Genomic DNA, 15,805 nt, shown 5'->3' with positions numbered 1-15,805 from the left:
GAAAAATACAGTTTGTTTTTGTAGGAATTTTTAAAGCCATAGTTTAGAAGGCTCTAAAGGAGTAAAAATAATTAGAACTGCCAAGTTTGGAAGGCAGTTCTAATTAAAAAAGATGGCTTTTGATTAAGCCAGATTTTTTTCCAGTTCTAATTTGTGTTTTCTTAAAACAGCTCTTGTCATTCCTAAATTTGCTTTAGTTGAATCTGCAGCAAGATAGATCATGAATTTTTTGTTTGGTGAAATATCGATGATGTGAATTTGATTCGAAAGTGTAATCAAAATGTCTTCGATTTCCTGGTTTAAATTTAAAGCTTTTACTGCACTCAATTTTGCTTTAACAACTTCGAGGTTGTATGCTGCTGCAAGTTCAGGATCGAATGCCGGATCTGTGGTCAGGTTTCCAAAGCTTAATCCTGATTCGATTTCTGTTACAGCCACTGCAATAAAGCCGTTTACGTTAGTTTTCATTTCATTCAAAAAAACGTTTAAAAAGTCATTACTCATAGTTTTCGGGGTTTGGTGTTAATAGAAATATGTTATTTTAACAGTGAATTTTTGCTTAACTCGGCAGCAGTTTCTTCAGTCGATCGTAGTAATAAACCCAGATTGCTTCCGTCTTTTGAAAATGTAATAATGAAATTTGTGCCGCTTATTTTGTTTCCGATAATAACTCCTTCGGCAGTTTTTAAAAAGAGTTGTTTTAATGAGCCTTTTTCGAGATCTAATAATAATTTGTCGCTCATCGATACTATGGCAGAACTCATTGCGGCAATACTGTCTGCATAGTCTAAGTGAAGTGATGTGATTAGTTTTCCTTTTCCATTGATGATTAATGCTGCGGAAGATTTGGTATTAAGGAGAAAGTCGTTTAGAGTAGTTGTGATTTCATTCATATTTGTAGGATTTAATAAAGTTGTTAAATTCTTTTCGTTTTAATACCGTATAAAGGGTAAATATGATCTTTTAATCTAAACAAGTGTTAATTTTTATTAACAAATATAAATTAAATTATGTATCATTGTAATACCAAATCATGAATAATTTTATTTATTTAACATTAAAATCTTGTAAAATGGCTAAAGTGTTGAAATTTAAAGAGGTAAGCTCTGATGTGGAGCACAGAATGAAAGAATTTGAAAAAATTCGTATTCAGTTTAAGACTCAGGTCAAGAAAGCTGAGGCTAAGAATGCCGCAGCAGGAAAAGAAGGGAAAGGACTCTTTAAGTCGATTTCAGAATTTTTTGCTGATCCTCCTAAAAAATCAGCTCAGTCAAATGTTAGAAAATAGATTCTCCATATAGGTGATAAATTGATGTAATACCTGCTGGTTTGTCCCTGAAAACAATTAACGCTCCATTGGGAGCGTTTTTTTTGATTAAATTGTTATTTTTGCCGCATCAAAATTTAATAAAATGTCATTACGAAAAGCGTATTTGCTTATATTCTTAGTTTTAATTGTTGATCAGCTTTCAAAAATCTATGTAAAAACAAACTTTGTTTTAGGCGATGAAGTGGTAGTTTTTGACTGGTTTAGAATTCATTTTATTGAAAATGAGGGAATGGCCTGGGGAACTAAAATTCCCGGAGAATATGGTAAATTGATTTTAACCGTTTTCAGAATCTTTGCCGTATTCGGAATTGGATACTGGTTAGCCGATTCGGTTAAGAAGCGCTATTCTAATTATTTAATCGTTGCTATTGCTTTGATTTTTGCCGGAGCAGCCGGAAATATAATCGATTCAGTATTCTACGGAATTATTTTTGATGCCAGTCATGGTAATTTGGCAACTCTTTTCTCGCCGGAACCTTACGGAACATGGTTTCATGGTTTAGTTGTAGATATGTTTTATTTTCCAATCTGGAGAGGTACTTTGCCAGCCTGGTTTCCTTTATGGGGAGGTGAAGAAGTTTCTTTTTTTAATGCGATCTTTAATGTTGCCGATGTAGCAATTTCTACAGGAGTGGGTATATTGTTGGTTTTTAATAAAAGAGCATTTCCTAAAACAGCATAATTTTTATAGAAAATTTAAATATTTTAAATTCCAAATTCCAATAGCAGTATGCCCTGTTGGAATTTGGAATTTTACATTATTGGGATTTAGAGCCTGTTTAAAATTAATGTGTTATTTTTACCCTACGAAAAACCAAACTTATGCAAAGTCCGTCTTTCTCTATCTATGATGCATCTGCAGGCTCCGGAAAGACCTATACTTTGGTAAAAGAGTATCTTAAAATTATTCTTTCTTCTCCAAAGAACGATGCTTATCGCAACATTTTGGCCATTACATTCACCAATAAAGCAGTTCATGAAATGAAAAGCCGTATTGTTGGAAGTTTGTCTGAGTTTGCAAAAGAGGATCCTTCTGCAAAAGCAGTCGATTTGATGGAGGATTTGTCTAGAGATACAGGCCTTTCGATTATTAAGATTAAAATAAAATCTCAAAATATTATCAAGCACTTAATTCATAATTATGCTGCTTTTGATATTTCTACCATCGATAAATTTACACACAAAGTAATTCGTGCTTTTGCGCATGATCTTAATCTGCCAATGACTTTTGAAGTCACTTTGGATACAGAGAATTTACTGGTTGAGGCGGTTGATGCTATAATTGCACAAGCCGGTCAGGACGAAACATTGACTAAGCTGCTGGTTGATTTCACGATGGAAAAAACCGACGACGATAAAAGTTGGGATGTTTCTCGTGAGATCTTAGAAACAGGAAGATTGGTTCTGAATGAAAATAATCGGAATGAGATTTCTCATTTTCAGGATAAATCGATCGAAGAATTTATTGTGATTAAGAAGAAAATGCTCGCTCTGTGCAAAGAACTTGAATCCGAGAGCGAAAATTTTGCCATTGAGGCACTTGCTTTAATCGAAAAAAATGGAATTGATCTGAAGTCATTCTCCCGCGGAACATTTCCAAACCATTTAGAAAGTATTCGTGACGGGAAATTCAACCCACGAAATAAAACTTTCCATGAATTCGATGATATTGCTATTAATAAAACGGCAAAAGACCGTGCGTTAATTGAAAATATAATACCTGAACTGCTTCAGATTTTGGTAAAAATCTATAAGAATTTCGAAAAAAGAGATTTTTATAAAGCCTTTCTGAAAAACATTACGCCACTTTCGCTGTTGAATACCGTTAGTAATGAATTGGCTAAAATTCAATCGGAACAAAATGTATTGTCAATTTCTGAATTCAATGCCATTATTCACCGTGAGATTCAGAATCAGCCTGCGCCTTTTATTTATGAGCGTTTGGGAGAGAAATACCGCCATTTTTTTATCGATGAATTTCAGGATACCTCCGAGATGCAATGGCAAAATCTGATTCCGCTGATTCATAATTCCCTTTCCGGAGAAGATGATTTTGGAAATAAGGGAACGCTGATGATTGTGGGAGATCCGAAACAATCTATTTACCGATGGCGAGGAGGAAAAGCAGAGCAGTTTATAGAATTAGGAAAAGAAGAAAATACTTTTTTCAACCACAAAAAAGAGGTTAAGCACTTAGATACAAATTACCGCAGTTATAGTGAGGTAATTGAATTTAATAACGATTTTTTTAAATTAATTTCGGCAGAATTTACCAATGAAGATTACAAAGATTTGTATGAAAATCATAGTTTTCAGAACATAAATTCAAAGAAGGGAGGATATGTCAGTATTGCCTTTCTGCCTGTGATCGAGAAATCAGATTACGCAGACGAAGAAGAAGTAGTTGAAAAATCGGATCTGTATGTTTTAGCAACTTTAAATACCATTCAAAAAGTCCTTCGGGAAGGTTTTGAGTACAAAGATATTGTAATCTTAACCCGAAAAAGAGGGCAGGGAATTGCTATCGCGAATTATCTAACGGAGCAAAATATCCCGCTTTTGTCGTCTGAAACCCTGATGATTCAAAATGCAACAGAGGTGCGTTTGATAGTTTGTCTGCTGAAATATTTAAACAACAGCGCTGATTTAGAGTCGAAAGCTAATTTTCTTCATTTTTTGGGATCCAATAAAGAAGTTCAGATGCCGATTCATGATTTTATCGCCTCAGGAATGTCTCAAAAAAAGGAGGATGATTTTGAAAAATGGCTTTTAACTTTTGATGTTTCGCTTTCTTTTGAAGATGTTCGTAAAAAATCCTTGTATGAGGCGGTTGAAATTATAATTGCGAAATTTATTCTTCCTGATGAAGGAAATGCATACGTTCAGTTCTTTTTAGATATTGTTTTAGAGCGAGATATGAGAAATCAGGCAGGAATAGCTGACTTTTTAAGTTATTGGGATAAAAATGCGGAGAAATTTAGCATTCCGTCTCCTGAGGGAAATAATGCTGTTAGAATCATGACGATTCATAAATCAAAAGGATTGGAGTTTCCGGTTGTGATTATGCCATTTGCAGAAGAAGACTACAATCGAAAACCAAAAGATAAATTATGGCTTGACACTGAAGATGTAAATTTAGATGTTCCGAAAGCTTTGATCGATAATAGTAGTGCGGTTGAAGGCTTCGGTGAGAGTGCTTCGGCTGTTTTTAATTTGAAAAAACAGGAAGAGCTGCTGGATAATATAAATGTTTTGTATGTAGCTTTGACACGTGCTGAAGAGCAGTTGTATGTGATATCGCAAGGAATGAAAGAACGGAAAGATGGTGAATTGCCCAGTAATATGGCTTCCTTTTTTATTCGATATTTAATGCATAAAGGGGTTTATGATGCGGAAAGATTAGAGTATGAGTTTGGTAGTAAAACTAGACTTTCGAATGCTGTAAAATCAGTTGATTTGGTAAAGACGATTCCTGTTGTTTCAGAAGTTTTAAATCCAAAAAATATTAAAATTGCACAGCGGGAGGCTTTAATGTGGGGAACGCATCAGCAGGAAGCAATTGCTTACGGTAATATAGTTCACGAAATTCTGGCTTTTGTTAAGGACAGGTCAGATGTGGATCTGGCCATTGCAAAGGGAATTGAGAATGGATTGATTACAAACGACCAGGTTGATATGGTGGCAAAGACACTTCAGGAAATAGTGAATCATCCGGAGCTGAGTATCTGTTTTGATGGGAATGCAACTATTTTGAACGAACAGACAATTGTTCAGAAAGAAGGCAGGATTTTAAAACCCGATCGTATTGTTCTGACTTCAAACAAAGAAGCCTATTTGTTAGATTATAAAACAGGAGCGATAAATTCAAAATATACCAGGCAAATTCAGGAGTATGAGGAAGCTATAGAGGATTTGGGATATAAAGTGTTAAAAAAGGCGTTGGTATACATCGGATCAGAAATCGATGTAGTAAATTTGTGAAAAAATTAATCAGATGTTAAAGGTTTGACTAGGTGTTTTTGTCTTAAGTTGTTAATTTTTAACGTTTTAAATAAATAGAAATGTACGGTAAAATAAAAGAACATTTGCAAAATGAGTTGCAAACAATTGAAGAAAACGGAATTTTCAAGAAAGAACGCATTATAACTTCGGCGCAAGATGCTGAGATAACGATTTCTACAGGAGAAAAAGTGTTGAATTTTTGTGCTAATAATTATTTAGGGCTTTCATCACATCCAGAAGTAGTAAAAGCAGCAAAAGATGCTATGGATACACATGGTTTTGGAATGTCATCAGTACGTTTTATTTGCGGAACACAGGATATTCATAAGACCTTAGAGAAGAAGATTGCAGATTTCTATGGTACAGAAGATACTATTCTTTATGCAGCAGCTTTTGATGCCAATGGTGGTGTTTTTGAGCCTTTGTTAGGAGAGAACGATGCTGTTATTTCAGACAGTCTGAATCATGCGTCTATTATCGATGGGGTTCGTTTGTGTAAAGCGGCGCGTTACCGTTATGAAAATAGTAATATGGAAGATTTGGAGCAGCAATTAATTAAAGCAAATGAGGCAGGTGCTCGTTTCAAATTAATTGTTACTGATGGAGTTTTCTCTATGGACGGTCTGGTAGCGCCTCTTGATAAAATTTGTGACCTGGCAGATAAGTACGATGCTATGGTGATGGTGGATGAATGTCATGCTGCAGGATTTATCGGGGCAACCGGAAAAGGAACTCTCGAGGCAAAAGGAGTTATGGGAAGAGTTGATATTATTACCGGAACCCTTGGTAAAGCTTTAGGCGGGGCAATGGGAGGTTATACAACTGCTAAAAAAGAGATTATAGAATTGCTGCGTCAGCGTTCAAGGCCATATTTATTCTCAAATTCACTGGCACCGGCTATTGTTGGAGCCTCAATTAAAGTATTTGAATTATTGGAAAAAGATACTACGTTGAGAGATAAATTAGAATGGAATACAAATTACTTTAAAGAAGGAATGAAAAAAGCCGGTTTTGATATCATTGACGGAGATTCGGCAATCGTTCCGGTGATGTTATATGATGCGAAATTGTCGCAGACTATGGCGAATGAATTATTGAAACAAGGCATTTATGTAATCGGATTCTTCTTCCCTGTAGTACCTAAAGAAAAAGCAAGGATTAGAGTGCAATTATCGGCTGCGCATACAAAAGAGCACTTAGACAGGGCTATAGATGCTTTCACAGTTGTCGGACAAATGTTAAAAGTTATATAATTCCCACTTTGGTCGAATTTTTGTAGGTTTTTTTTAACATTTCATTTTGTATTTAAAAATTTTGGTGTTACTTTTGCTTGTAATTAACTAAATTGTAATTAAAAAAAATTAAGTATGAAACATCTTAACAAACTTTTAGTTGCTGTGATGATGGTGATGGGTTTAAGTTCTCACGCACAAGACAGCAACAATCCATGGGCTATCTCTTTTGGAGTTAATGCCGTTGATACTAGAACAAGTTCTGGATCAGGAAGTGGTTTCTTCGATCAACACTTTTCTCAGCCATTCGCTGTAAAAGACAACTGGAATATTCTTCCTTCTCTATCTTACATTGGTGTGAGTAGATATGTAGGTGATGGTTTCTCTGTTGGTTTGCAAGGATCTGTGAACAAGATTGATAAGTATGTTACTTTCAACCCATCTGCTGCAGGGCATGACGGTAGAGGTAACGTAGTAACTAATCCTGGTGACTTGATGTATTACGGAATTGATGCTACTATTAAATATAGCTTCCAGGAATTAATCAAATCTAAAGTAATCGATCCTTCGTTATCTGTTGGTGGAGGTTACACTTTCTTCGGAGATAGCAGCTACGGAACTGTTAACCCAGGTGCTGGTGTTACTTTCTGGTTTACTGATGCTATTGGTCTTGAACTTGCTACAAGATACAAATGGTCAGTTAGTGGTGACAGACAAGATAAAGCTGGTGTTCCAGATGCTCCATCTCACTTTCAACACACTGCAGGTCTAGTTTTCAAATTCGGAGGTAAAGATACTGACGGAGACGGAATCTACGATAAAGATGATGCTTGTCCAGATGTTGCTGGTTTAAAACAATTCAACGGATGTCCTGATACTGACGGTGACGGAATTGTTGATGCTTCTGACGCTTGTCCAGATGTATTTGGTTTAGCTGCATTAAATGGATGTCCTGATACTGACGGAGATGGAATTGCTGATAAAGATGACGCTTGTCCAGATGTTGCTGGTTTAGCTGCTTTAAAAGGTTGTCCTGATACTGACGGTGATGGTATTGCTGATAAAGATGACAAATGTCCTACAGTTGCTGGTCCAAGAGAAAATGGTGGTTGTCCTTTCTTAGACGCTGACAAAGATGGTGTAGCTGATAAAGATGACGATTGTCCTACAGTTGCTGGTCCTGCTTCTAACAGAGGTTGTCCTGAAGTAACTACTGAAGCTTTAGAAGATCTTAAAGTTCAAGCTAGAGCGGTTTACTTTAACTCAGGAAAAGCTACTTTCAAAACTGGTGACAAAGAAACTCCAGCTAGATTAGATGCAATTAAAGAAATCCTTAAAAACTATCCAAACGCGAAATTCTCTATCGAAGGACACACAGATAGTACAGGTTCTGCAAAAATCAACGACAAACTTTCTCAAGAAAGAGCTGACGCTGTGAAAAATGCATTAATCGAAAGAGGTGTAAATGCTGAGAACTTAGAGTCTAAAGGATTCGGATCTTCTCAACCAGTTGCAAGCAACAAAACTGCTGCAGGTAAAGCACAAAACAGAAGAACAGAAATTAAACACATTGGTTCTAAATACCAAGGTAAAATCTAATTTACTGTCTAAATAAATACTAAAAGCCATTCTTAATTGAATGGCTTTTTTTATTTTTATCAAATGATAAATACTTCTTTTCTCGGGAAAATAGCGACGGTTATAATTCTGGATTATTCAGATAAACTTGCTGAAACAACGATTATTTTGCCTAATAAAAGAGCGAAAGTTTTTTTAATTGAGGCTCTGAAAAATGAGACAAAGAAAACAATACTTTCGCCTGAAATTATTAGTATTGAAGATTTTGTACAAGACGTGGCCTCGATCAGATCAGTTGATTCAATTGAGCTTTTGTTTGAGTTCTATGAAGTGTATCTTTCCGTCACCGAGAAACAACACCAGCAGTCTTTTGAATTATTTGCTAATTGGGCAAAAACACTCCTGCAGGATTTTAATGAAATCGATCGTTATCTTTTAGATCCTTCTCACGTATTGTCTTATTTGAGTGATATTGAAGATATCAAAAAATGGGGGATTGAAGTCGAAAACAAAACCAAGCTTTTAGAGAATTACATCGATTTTTGGAAACTTCTTCCATTGTATTATGACTCATTGTACAATCACTTACTGAATAAGTCAATTGGATACCAGGGACTGATTTATCGCGAAGCCGTAAACAATCTCAATCACTTTTCAAACACCGTTTCAAATCGAAATTTCATTTTTGCAGGATTTAATGCCTTGAATGCGGCTGAAGAAAAAATTGTTCAGCATCTTTTGGCTTTAGATCAGGCTAGAATTTATTGGGATGTTGATCAGACTTTCTTAAATGATCCTTATCACGATGCAGGTCTCTTTGTGCGACGTTTTAAAGAAAATTGGAAACACTATAAAGCCCATCCGTTTGAATGGATTGTAGATGATTTTTCGCAGTCTAAAAACATTCAGATTATAGGGACACCTAAAACAATTGGTCAGGCAAAATTAGCGGGTAGTATTATCGGAAATATGATCACCGAAAACCCAACTACAGCTTTAGATAAAGTGGCTATTGTGCTGGGTGAAGAGAATTTACTGATGCCGGTTTTATATTCTTTGCCTTCTTCGGTTGGAAGTTTGAATATTACAATGGGTTATTCAGGGAAGAACAACCCATCGCAGATCTTAATTGCGAAATTGTTTCGAATGCATACCAATGCGCTTTCGCGTAAAGGAGAAAGTTATGTTTTTTATTATAAAGATATACTTGATATCCTAACACATCCGTTGGTTGAACCTTATGCCAATGCCAGTAATTTGGTTCGAATTATTAAGGAGAATAATTACACTTTTATTACACATAATCGGGTTTTAGAACTCAATTTGAATCCAACACCATTGTTTGATCTGCTTTTTCAAAAGTGGGAGAATGGGTCGATTGCTGTTCTTGAAAATGTTTCGGCACTTTTACTTTTGATAAAAGAAAATTTCAGCAATGACAATGAGGAGGAAAAAATTGCGAAAGCTTTTGTTTATGCCGTTTTTAAAGTAATTAATAAGCTGATCAATTATTACACAAAACACAATCATATTGATAATATAGATACACTGCATGCAATCTATAAGCAGATTATTGATGTTGCTGAAGTTTCGTTTGAAGGAGAGCCTTTACGTGGACTTCAGATTATGGGGGTCTTGGAAAGCCGCGTACTTGATTTTGATACCGTAATTGTAACCTCGATGAATGAAGGAAAGTTTCCGGCCGGAAAATCTCAAAATTCATTTATTCCCTATGATGTTAAAAACGAACTGGGTTTGCCTACTTTTAAAGAGAAGGATGCCATTTATACCTATCACTTTTATCATTTGTTGCAAAGAGCAAAAAATATCTATTTGATTTACAATACAGAAAATGATGGATTGGATGCAGGAGAACGAAGTCGTTTCATCACGCAATTGGAGGTAGAGAAACAAAAGAAGCACAACTTAATGTTTGACATTTATAATCCCGTTTTACCAACAACGGCTTATCAGCCGATGGTGGTTCCCAAATCTGAGGCTGTGATGGATCGTTTAAAAGAAATTGCATTGGCTGGTTTTTCACCTTCGGCTTTGACGAGTTATATCCGAAATCCCATAGACTTTTATTTTCAAAAAATACTTCGAATCCGGGAGGTGGAAGAAGTTGAAGAGAATATCGCACTGAATACTCTTGGGACTATTATACACGAAACGTTAAAAACGCTTTATGAGCCTTTTATCGGGAAGTTCATTTCGGAAACAGATCTCGAAAATTGTTTCAAACTATTAGATGCCGAAGTTTTGAGCCAGTTTAAATTGGTTTATAAAGAAGGTGAGATCAAGAAAGGGCGTAATCTTTTAGCTTTTGAAGTAGCGAAACGAAATGTTTCTAATTTTTTGAAAATGGAATTAGAATCTCTTAAAAATGGAGATGCGGTTCAGATCATAGCTTTGGAGGAAACATTTGAGCGCGAATTGAATCATCCGGATTTGCCGGTTCCTGTTTTGATTAAAGGGAATGTGGATCGCATCGAATTACGCAACGGAAAAATCCGAATTGTTGATTATAAGACCGGAAAAGTAGAAAAGACTAATGTAATCCTGAAATCATGGAATGGATTGACTCAGGAGCTTAAAAATGACAAAATCATACAGGTTTTGGCTTATGCCTTTATGTTTGAAACCAAAGCGAAAGAAATTCCGATGGAAGCGGGTATCATTTCGTTTAAAAATCTTAAAACAGGTTTTTTACCTTTTACATTCAAAGAAGATAAAGAGATTACTACCACAGTTTCAGGTGAAATTTTGAGTAAGTATTTAGAAGAAATTGTAGTATTGTTAAAAGAGATTTTCGACAGTACAATTCCTTTTGAAGAGAAAATAGATTAATTCTCTTTATTCAGAATAGCAGCTTTTATGTTTTCATGACGAAAAAAGCGATCTCATTTCTGAAAGTAGATAAAAAAGAGACTTTTTTTAAATGAATTTTATGAAGTAAAATGTTATAATTTTTATGGAGTATATTTCTTTTTGATGAATTTGTTTACAAATATTACCCTTTAAACTATTAAAGTATAAACTATAAATAAAAGTGATTCAAGGGGTTATAATTAGTGCATAAAAGAAATAACTTTGCCGAAATTTTTAGAAAGAAATTTTTAAAAAAGTATAAATTTTTGCCCCCAACAAAAAGAAGAAAAGGCTGTTTCGATAATTTTTCGGAACGGTCTTTTTTTATGTTGAAGGCTATGATTTAAGAGAAAAATTGAGACAAAACGGTTTTTAATTCCTCTCTGTTTTCAATATGACTCATGTGTCCGTCTTCGAATGAAATCAGTTCTGCTGTAGTATCGTCTACCTGAGTGCGGGAATCTTCATAATCTAAAACAGGATCTTTTTTTCCTAAAATCAATAAAACCGGAAAAAGGTTTTGTTGTAAAAGTGCTTCCCTGTCTTTTCTAACTTTCATTCCTTCCAGCGAAGCGATGATTCCCTGCAAAGGTGTTTTTAGGGCTTGTGTTTTTACTTTTTCAATTTCGTCTGTTAATCGGATTCGGTTGTTCTCACTAAACAAATTACCAATAGCCAGACTCACAAAGGTTACGTAATTTTGTTTGACGGCTTTGATTGCTCGTGTTCGGTTAAGTTTTCTCTCCGGACTGTCTTCCTTTGAAGTAGAGTTCAGTAAAACCAGTTTATGAATGTTTTTGGGGAACAATTCGGCGAAAGCCAGACCAACATAACCACCCATTGAATGCCCTACAATTGTTGCTTTTTCAATTTTTAAATGATTTAGGACTTCCTGAACGGCATTGGCATTGTCTTCCATCGTATGCACATATCCCAAAGAATCCGATTCGCCATGCCCTAATAAGTCTATTGTAATGACACGATGTTTTTCGGAGAAAAAATCAACATAGTCTTTCCACATTTTTTTGTTTTCCAGAAAGCCGTGAAGGAATACAATTGCATTTCCGGTTCCCGAATCTGAGTATGATATTTTGGTATTTTTGTATAAAAGCGTTTTCAAAATGAACTTTTTTTGTTGTCAGCTCCAAAGTTAAGAAAGCTGAAGTAAAATATCGAGAGGTATCAATTTAATTGGGAAATCTTTAAAACGGGAATAAATTTATTTATAACAAAATGCGGTTTGTGAACGAATAAAAAATGGCTTCCATTCCTGAAAGCCATTGTAAGTTAAAATCGGTTATCACCATCCAGAAGATTTCCTAATCCGCCTAGCAGGCTTCCTTCATCACGACTGTTTCCACCAGATTTTGGCGCCGATGCAATAATGCGGTCAGCCAGTCTCGAGAATGGCAACGATTGTATGTAAACGGTTCCGGGACCTTTTAATGTGGCGTAAAATAATCCTTCGCCGCCAAAAATAGAATTCTTAATTCCGCCAATAAATTCAATATCATAATCTACATCTTTGGTAAAACCAATGATGCATCCGGTATCTACCTTTAGGACTTCGCCGGGACCTAATACTTTTTTGGCCATTGTTCCGCCCGAATGTACAAATGCCATTCCGTCTCCTTCGATTTTCTGCATAATAAAGCCTTCACCGCCAAATAAACCACGTCCAAGTTTCTGCGAAAATTCTATTCCAACAGAAACACCTTTGGCAGCGCATAAAAACGAGCTTTTTTGGCAGATAAATTTGCCCTGAAATTCTGTTAAATCAATTGGTAGGATTTTTCCGGGATAGGGCGACGCAAATGAAACTTTGCTTTTGCTGTTGCCTTGGTTTAAAAATGCGGTCATAAACAAACTTTCGCCGGTAAGAACTCTTTTGCCAGCGCTTAAAAGTTTGCCAAACAAACCAGAACCTTGCTGTTGAGAACCGTCTCCAAATATCGTTTCCATCTGGATATTGTTTTCCATCATCATGAAACTGCCGGCTTCGGCAATTACAATTTCCTGCGGGTCCAGTTCTATTTCGACATACTGCATTTCTTCTCCAAAAATCTGATAATCTATTTCGTGTGCTTGCATAATTTCTAAGTTTTTTGTTTATAAAATTAGACTAATAATACCTTAGAATGTTACACTCTTTAGTGAGTTACCGTTGTTTTTAAGAACATTAAGCAAAATTGTTATTTTAAATTAGTCTTAATTATGTTTTTTATTGCTTTGAATTTTATATTTTTGTCACGTTATTATATTTTATCAGAATGGCATTAGTTAGTGATTTGACCACCAAAGTATTGTTTGAAACCGAAAAAGGATACAGTTATCAATGTGATTTGACCAATAGTATTATTATCAATTTTGTTGATACAGTGTCAAGTTACAAAATTCATGATTTTTTGATTTTTCAAAGAAAGGTTAATAGCGTTGACATTCTTAACATGCTTTATGACTTATCTGATCGGTCAGACGCACAATTGATTGAAACCACCAAAAGAAATTTTTCCAGAAATCTTACTATCTGTGAAATAGTGCAGTTAAGAGATTTATTAAACGGAACTAAATTTACCCTCACTTTACATTCTATGCTTTGTAATATTGTCAACGTAGAGCTTATTTAGATTCTTACTTAGATCAAATCCAAATTTTCAAGGACTTAGAGCAGCCTTCTTTAATTTTTGTAATTTTACACATATAAAAATTAGAGGATATGAAAGATTTATTAAGAACACGTACTTCATTAGTTGAAAGTGTAGAAAATATATTAAACTTACAAGCAAAATTAGAAAGTGACGCTTCTAACAAATATTTGGCTATGGCTGCATGGTTAGATAGAAACGGTTATGCTAATACAGCATCTTATTTGTACAAACAAGCCGAAGAAGAAAGAGAGCATTTTCTAAAAGTTTTCAAATATATTACAGATATGGGAGGGATTGCCATTACGCCGTCTGTTCCGGAAGTGCAGCAGGAATTTGCTTCTTTGAGAGAAGTATTTGAAATTGCTTTGCAAAATGAAATTGCAGTTACACAAGCAGTGAATAAAGTAATTGCAAAATGTAGAGCTGAAAATGACTATGCTACAGAAGATTTTATGATGTGGTATGTTGCTGAGCAGAGAGAAGAAGAGAAAAATGCAAGAAGAGCTTTAGAGCTTTTTGATTTGATCGATGAAAGCGAAGCTGCCGGTAAATTCCAGTTGGATGTGCAAATCGCAAAAATCGGAGAGTAATTGATATATAAAATTGGAAAAGCCCTTAATAAATTTTTATTAAGGGCTTTTTTCTTATCTATTGATTCATCAAACTTTCAATCTCGTCAGCTTCAATCGGAATGTTACGCATTAGGTTAAAAGGTTCTCCTTTTTCCTGAATTACTACATTATCTTCCAGACGAATTCCGAAACCTTCTGCCGGAATGTAGATTCCCGGTTCAACGGTAAAAACCATATTGGCTTTCATTGGTTCGTGAAGCAATCCGTAATCGTGCGTGTCCAGCCCCATGTGGTGAGACGTTCCGTGCATGAAATATTTTTTGTAAGCCGGCCATTCCGGATTTTCATTCTGAACATCGGCTTTGTCGATCAAACCTAAACCTAATAATTCAGAGGTCATTACTTTTCCTACTTCAACATGGTATTGTTTCCAAAGTGTTCCCGGAGTCAACATTTTTGTGGCTTCGTTTTTCACTCTTAAAACAGCATTGTAAACTGCTTTTTGTCTTTCGTTATATCTTCCCGAAACCGGAATAGTTCTGGATAAATCACTGGAGTAGTTCGCATATTCGGCAGCTACATCCAATAAAATTAAATCTCCTTCTTTACATTGCTGGTTGTTTTCGATGTAATGCAAAACATTGGCATTATTTCCCGAAGCAATAATTGGCGTATAAGCAAAGCCTTTAGAGCGGTTGCGGATAAATTCGTGAATCAATTCCGCTTCGATTTCGTATTCGGTAACATTTGGTTTTACAAACGAAAGCAATCTGCGGAAACCTTTTTCGGTAATATCACAGGCTTGTTGAATCAGATCAAGCTCTTCGCTTTCCTTTACTGATCGAAGACGTTGTAAAATTGGGTTACTTTTTGCCACATTGTGTGCCGGATAACGCTCTTTCCACCATTTTACAAAACGGGCTTCACGGGTTTCTGTTTCTACTGTAGCGCGGTAATGTTCGTTGGTGTTGATGTACATCGTATCGGCATACGTCATCATTTCGTTCAAAATCTTATGAAAATCCTGTAACCAATACACCGTTCTGATTCCTGAAACCTGAAAAGCACGTTCTTTAGTCAGTTTTTCACCTTCCCAGATCGCAATATGTTCGCTGGTTTCTTTTAGAAAAAGAATTTCTTTTTGATGCTCATATGGTGCATCCGGAAACAAAAGCAAAACACTTTCTTCCTGATCTACACCACTCAGATAAAAAATATCTCGGTGTTGTGCAAACGGCAAAGTACTGTCGGCACTAACCGGGTAAATGTCATTAGAATTAAAAACGGCAACTGAATTAGGTTTCATTTCTGCCGTGAATTTTTTGCGGTTTTTTACAAAAAGAGCGCTGTTTATTTGGTGATATTTCATAATAATTCGGTTTTTGAACTTCGAATTTCAAAATTACGTTTTTTCAGCAAACAGCATGAAATTGATTTCTTAAAGTTTTATTATTTGTTTTGTGTCTTCCTGAGCGAAGTCGAAGGATAACCGCAAGGACGCTAGGGCATACGCAAAGAGCGCTGTTTTTTTTCGCAAAGTCGCAAAGCCACAAAGTTTTATTTGTTTCTGTC

At 35.5% G+C, this 15,805-nt stretch carries 13 protein-coding genes; 8 read left to right on the top strand and 5 right to left on the bottom strand.

The features are described from left to right. Positions 1–123: 123 nt before the first annotated feature. Positions 124–504, bottom strand: a complete 381-nt coding sequence (locus ACAM30_RS06645; protein WP_017497678.1) for a hypothetical protein — start codon at positions 502–504, stop codon at positions 124–126. A gap of 32 nt (positions 505–536) precedes the next feature. Next, positions 537–893: a roadblock/LC7 domain-containing protein gene (locus ACAM30_RS06640; RefSeq protein WP_369617765.1), complete on the bottom strand. Its 357-nt coding sequence runs from the start codon at positions 891–893 to the stop codon at positions 537–539. 140 nt (positions 894–1,033) lie between these two features. Between ACAM30_RS06640 and ACAM30_RS06635 the strand changes: the two genes are divergently transcribed. The 6 genes from ACAM30_RS06635 to ACAM30_RS06610 all read left to right on the top strand — a co-directional run bounded on the left by ACAM30_RS06635 (position 1,034) and on the right by ACAM30_RS06610 (position 10,992). Next, positions 1,034–1,288: a hypothetical protein gene (locus ACAM30_RS06635; protein ID WP_369617764.1), complete on the top strand. Its 255-nt coding sequence runs from the start codon at positions 1,034–1,036 to the stop codon at positions 1,286–1,288. 124 nt (positions 1,289–1,412) lie between these two features. Then, positions 1,413–2,012 carry a lipoprotein signal peptidase gene (locus tag ACAM30_RS06630; RefSeq protein WP_369617763.1) on the top strand — a complete coding sequence of 200 codons (600 nt, stop codon included), beginning with the start codon at positions 1,413–1,415 and terminating at the stop codon, positions 2,010–2,012. Positions 2,013–2,152: 140 nt separating this feature from the next. Further along, entirely contained in the window at positions 2,153–5,311 is a 3,159-nt protein-coding gene (locus tag ACAM30_RS06625; RefSeq protein WP_369617762.1) for a UvrD-helicase domain-containing protein, read from the top strand. A gap of 80 nt (positions 5,312–5,391) precedes the next feature. Beyond that, a complete protein-coding gene (gene kbl / locus ACAM30_RS06620; protein WP_369617761.1) occupies positions 5,392–6,585 on the top strand; it encodes a glycine C-acetyltransferase in 1,194 nt (397 codons plus the stop codon). A gap of 114 nt (positions 6,586–6,699) precedes the next feature. Then, the gene (locus tag ACAM30_RS06615; RefSeq protein ID WP_369617760.1) at positions 6,700–8,163 is read left to right on the top strand and encodes an OmpA family protein; all 1,464 of its coding nucleotides are present in this window, start codon (positions 6,700–6,702) and stop codon (positions 8,161–8,163) included. 63 nt (positions 8,164–8,226) lie between these two features. Next, positions 8,227–10,992 carry a PD-(D/E)XK nuclease family protein gene (locus ACAM30_RS06610; RefSeq protein WP_369617759.1) on the top strand — a complete coding sequence of 922 codons (2,766 nt, stop codon included), beginning with the start codon at positions 8,227–8,229 and terminating at the stop codon, positions 10,990–10,992. Between the two features lie 364 nt (positions 10,993–11,356). On the opposite strand, the gene ACAM30_RS06605 is transcribed toward ACAM30_RS06610, so the two are convergent. Further along, positions 11,357–12,133 (bottom strand): alpha/beta fold hydrolase, encoded by a 777-nt coding sequence (locus ACAM30_RS06605; protein ID WP_369617758.1) that lies wholly within the window; start codon positions 12,131–12,133, stop codon positions 11,357–11,359. A gap of 167 nt (positions 12,134–12,300) precedes the next feature. After that, positions 12,301–13,104 carry a TIGR00266 family protein gene (locus ACAM30_RS06600; protein WP_369617757.1) on the bottom strand — a complete coding sequence of 268 codons (804 nt, stop codon included), beginning with the start codon at positions 13,102–13,104 and terminating at the stop codon, positions 12,301–12,303. Positions 13,105–13,283: 179 nt separating this feature from the next. On the opposite strand from ACAM30_RS06600, the gene ACAM30_RS06595 reads away from it, so the two are divergent. Together ACAM30_RS06595 and ACAM30_RS06590 are read left to right on the top strand one after the other, a co-directional pair. After that, positions 13,284–13,640 (top strand): hypothetical protein, encoded by a 357-nt coding sequence (locus ACAM30_RS06595; protein WP_017497689.1) that lies wholly within the window; start codon positions 13,284–13,286, stop codon positions 13,638–13,640. 89 nt (positions 13,641–13,729) lie between these two features. Next, positions 13,730–14,251, top strand: coding sequence for a ferritin (locus ACAM30_RS06590; protein WP_369617756.1), 522 nt, complete (start codon positions 13,730–13,732; stop codon positions 14,249–14,251). 58 nt (positions 14,252–14,309) lie between these two features. On the opposite strand, the gene ACAM30_RS06585 is transcribed toward ACAM30_RS06590, so the two are convergent. Then, a complete protein-coding gene (locus ACAM30_RS06585) occupies positions 14,310–15,602 on the bottom strand; it encodes an aminopeptidase P family protein (RefSeq protein ID WP_369617755.1) in 1,293 nt (430 codons plus the stop codon). Positions 15,603–15,805: the final 203 nt, after the last annotated feature.

The organism is Flavobacterium sp. CFS9 (genome assembly GCF_041154745.1).
Lineage (GTDB): Bacteria > Bacteroidota > Bacteroidia > Flavobacteriales > Flavobacteriaceae > Flavobacterium.
This window is presented reverse-complemented; position numbering and strand designations above follow the sequence as displayed.

Bases quoted from the DNA above. Each gene is read 5' to 3' on its own strand.
- ACAM30_RS06590 (WP_369617756.1), top strand. From the start codon at position 13,730: ATGAAAGATTTATTAAGAACACGTACTTCATTAGTTGAAAGTGTAGAA.
- ACAM30_RS06585 (WP_369617755.1), bottom strand. From the start codon at position 15,602: ATGAAATATCACCAAATAAACAGCGCTCTTTTTGTAAAAAACCGCAAA.
- ACAM30_RS06635 (WP_369617764.1), top strand. From the start codon at position 1,034: ATGAATAATTTTATTTATTTAACATTAAAATCTTGTAAAATGGCTAAA.
- ACAM30_RS06640 (WP_369617765.1), bottom strand. From the start codon at position 893: ATGAATGAAATCACAACTACTCTAAACGACTTTCTCCTTAATACCAAA.
- ACAM30_RS06645 (WP_017497678.1), bottom strand. From the start codon at position 504: ATGAGTAATGACTTTTTAAACGTTTTTTTGAATGAAATGAAAACTAAC.
- ACAM30_RS06600 (WP_369617757.1), bottom strand. From the start codon at position 13,104: ATGCAAGCACACGAAATAGATTATCAGATTTTTGGAGAAGAAATGCAG.
- ACAM30_RS06625 (WP_369617762.1), top strand. From the start codon at position 2,153: ATGCAAAGTCCGTCTTTCTCTATCTATGATGCATCTGCAGGCTCCGGA.
- kbl (WP_369617761.1), top strand. From the start codon at position 5,392: ATGTACGGTAAAATAAAAGAACATTTGCAAAATGAGTTGCAAACAATT.
- ACAM30_RS06595 (WP_017497689.1), top strand. From the start codon at position 13,284: ATGGCATTAGTTAGTGATTTGACCACCAAAGTATTGTTTGAAACCGAA.
- ACAM30_RS06630 (WP_369617763.1), top strand. From the start codon at position 1,413: ATGTCATTACGAAAAGCGTATTTGCTTATATTCTTAGTTTTAATTGTT.
- ACAM30_RS06615 (WP_369617760.1), top strand. From the start codon at position 6,700: ATGAAACATCTTAACAAACTTTTAGTTGCTGTGATGATGGTGATGGGT.
- ACAM30_RS06610 (WP_369617759.1), top strand. From the start codon at position 8,227: ATGATAAATACTTCTTTTCTCGGGAAAATAGCGACGGTTATAATTCTG.